A 2320-nucleotide genomic window follows, 5' to 3' on the forward strand; every position below is an offset into this window, starting at 1 on the left:
CTGGCCGGCGCGGTGCTGGCCGTGCTGGCGAATGCCGCCGCGACCGGCGCACTCTCGGCGCCGCATCACCGCTACCAGGCGCGCATCGCCTGGCTGCTGCCTCTGGCGGCGATGCTGGCGGCGCTGCCGCGGCAGGGGACGGCGCCGGCGCGCACCGCATCGCCGTACGCCAAGTCCGGCCGCGGGTAGCGGCGCGGGACCGCGGCGGCCGTCCCCCGCAGCCTCAGGCGCCGAGACGGGCCTTCCGCATGCGCAGCGTGACGACCACGCCCTCGGTCGGCCAGTCGAAGGCGATCGAGCCGCCGAGCTGCTCGGTGACGCTCCGCGTGACCAGCCGGCTGCCGAAGCCTGCCTGCCCCTCGGCCACGGCCACGGGCGGACCGCCCCTCTCCGTCCAGACCATCACGACGTCGGCGTCATCCACGCTGCATGTCACATCCAGCGTGCCGCCCGCCTGCGAGAGGGCGCCGTACTTGATCGAATTCGTCGCCAGTTCGTGCACCACCAGGGCCAACGTCGTGACCGATGCCTCGCCGACCAGCACCTCCGGCACGCCGACGCGGATGCGAGTCCCGACGGCGCCCTTGTCGTCGTAGGCGTCGAGCAGGACGGCCAGCAGATCACCGAGCCGCGTCGCCTTCTTCTGCCGGGCGAGCGTGGGGCGGACGAGTTCGTGGGCCTGCGAGAGCGCGGTCAGCCGCCGCGTCAGATCATCCGCCATCTCTGCCGGCGTCGCCGCCGAGCGCGAGGCAATCCGGGTCAGCGCACAGGCGATGGCGAACAGGTTCTTGACGCGGTGGCTCATCTCGCCGGCGAGCAGCTCGCGGGCCTCCTCGGCCATCTTCCGCTCGCTGACGTCGAGGAAGACGCCGAACATGACGCGGCCGACAATGCCCTGGTCGCTGCCGCGCCCGCGCGCGGAAACCCACCGGAGACCCGCACCGTGCAGGATGCGGAAGTCGATCTCGTAGCCGCCCAGGATGTCGCGCGTCGCCCTGAACGCGGCCCTCACCCTGTCGAGATCCTCGGGGTGGATGCGCGCGGAAAGGTCCTCGAAGGTGACCGGCCCGTCGCTGGCGGGCACGCCCCACATGGCGTGCGCACGCTCGTCCAGGGCGATCTCGTCCGTGTCGACGTTCCACGACCAGAGGGCGACGCCGGCCGCGTCCGTGGCGATGCGCAGGTGCTTGGCGGTCCACACTGGTGGTGTCGTGCTGTGCCGCAGCATTCAGGATCGTCCCACCGCCGAAACGCCCGTTATGGACCGGGAAGGCCCCAACCGCGTTGCTGACATCCTGGTGGCGCCCGGATCGGCCTGGCCAGCATCACGCGGGGGCGTCGCCGGCCCGCGGCAGCCGCCGGACAGGGTCCGAGCGTCAGTAGAAGAAGCGCTCCTCCACCACCTTGCCGTCGCGCACGGTGTAGAGCGCGACCTCCTTCATCTGCATGCGCTGGCCGGTCTGCTTCGCCGTCACGTCCAGCTCGAAGATCAGCGCGAAGCCGTCGCCGTTGACGAAGGGGCCTTCGGTGCTGCCGCCATGCACCTCGTGGTTGGCTTCCCACCAGTCGCTCTTGGCCTTCACCGCGTCCCGGCCGCGGAGCTCGGCCATCGGGCCGTCCATCGCCTCGCGGCTGACGATATCGTCCGACCAGAAGCGCAGCCCGGCCTCCTGGTGCTGGCCGGCCTTGCACAGCGCGGCGAAGGCCTCGGCGATCTCGCGCGTCGTCATGGTAACCCTCCCTGGGTGTCAGGCAGGGCCAGTCTGACGCGCCGGCGCGGCGGCTGCCATCACGATCGTCGCTCCGCCGCGGCGATCAGCGCGGCGATGTCAGCCCAGGCGCAGCGATGCTCGGCGACGCGCTGGCCGAAGGTCTCGCCCAGGTGCTCAGGCCCGACCTCGGCGCCCAGCGCACGATAGAAGCGCAGCGCGCCGGCGTTGCGGGCGAAGACGAGCAGGTCCGCGGCGACGCAGCCGCGCGCCTGCATGCGCCGCAGGGCATGGACGAGCAGGGCTCGGCCGATCCCGGCCCCGCGCAGGCCAGGCCGGACATGCAGGTTGTCGATGTGGGCGACGCGCCCGTAGCGCCAGACGGCGACGAAGCCCGCGGGCTCCCCGGCGATGCTGGCCAGCACCACCGCGCCCTGGCGGCGCGGCGGCGCCAGCATCGCCGGCCAATGCGCCGCGAGGATCGCCTCGAGCGGCCCGTCGAGGAAGGCGTCGTCCAGCACGCCGCGATAGGCATCGCGCCAGGAGGCCAGGTGCAGCGCGGCGAGGGCGGCGGCATCCGCCGGCCCCGCGCTGCGCAGCCGCAGCGCCAC

The 2320-nt window shown here is 72.9% G+C and carries 3 protein-coding genes and 1 pseudogene; 1 reads left to right on the plus strand and 3 read right to left on the minus strand.

Annotation, left to right across the window (positions count from 1 at the left end):
* Positions 1 to 189: pseudogene (locus tag OZN99_RS29985) on the plus strand (hypothetical protein); the annotation flags it as partial.
* 34 nt (positions 190 to 223) lie between these two features.
* Here the strand turns inward: OZN99_RS29985 and OZN99_RS29990 are convergent.
* The 3 genes from OZN99_RS29990 to OZN99_RS30000 form a co-directional block, all read right to left on the minus strand.
* On the minus strand, positions 224 to 1228 hold the full coding sequence (locus tag OZN99_RS29990) for a sensor histidine kinase (RefSeq protein WP_270938870.1): 1005 nt from the start codon (positions 1226 to 1228) through the stop codon (positions 224 to 226).
* A gap of 148 nt (positions 1229 to 1376) precedes the next feature.
* Positions 1377 to 1730 carry a nuclear transport factor 2 family protein gene (locus OZN99_RS29995; protein WP_270938871.1) on the minus strand — a complete coding sequence of 118 codons (354 nt, stop codon included), beginning with the start codon at positions 1728 to 1730 and terminating at the stop codon, positions 1377 to 1379.
* A gap of 59 nt (positions 1731 to 1789) precedes the next feature.
* Positions 1790 to 2320, minus strand: a 531-nt coding sequence (locus OZN99_RS30000) for a GNAT family N-acetyltransferase (protein ID WP_270938872.1), incomplete at its 5' end; no start/stop codon positions are given.

This window comes from Falsiroseomonas oryzae (genome assembly GCF_027856955.1).
GTDB lineage: Bacteria > Pseudomonadota > Alphaproteobacteria > Acetobacterales > Acetobacteraceae > Falsiroseomonas > Falsiroseomonas oryzae.

Coding starts and splice junctions, on each gene's coding strand:
- OZN99_RS29990 (WP_270938870.1), bottom strand. CDS start 1,228: ATGCTGCGGCACAGCACGACACCACCAGTGTGGACCGCCAAGCACCTG.
- OZN99_RS29995 (WP_270938871.1), bottom strand. CDS start 1,730: ATGACGACGCGCGAGATCGCCGAGGCCTTCGCCGCGCTGTGCAAGGCC.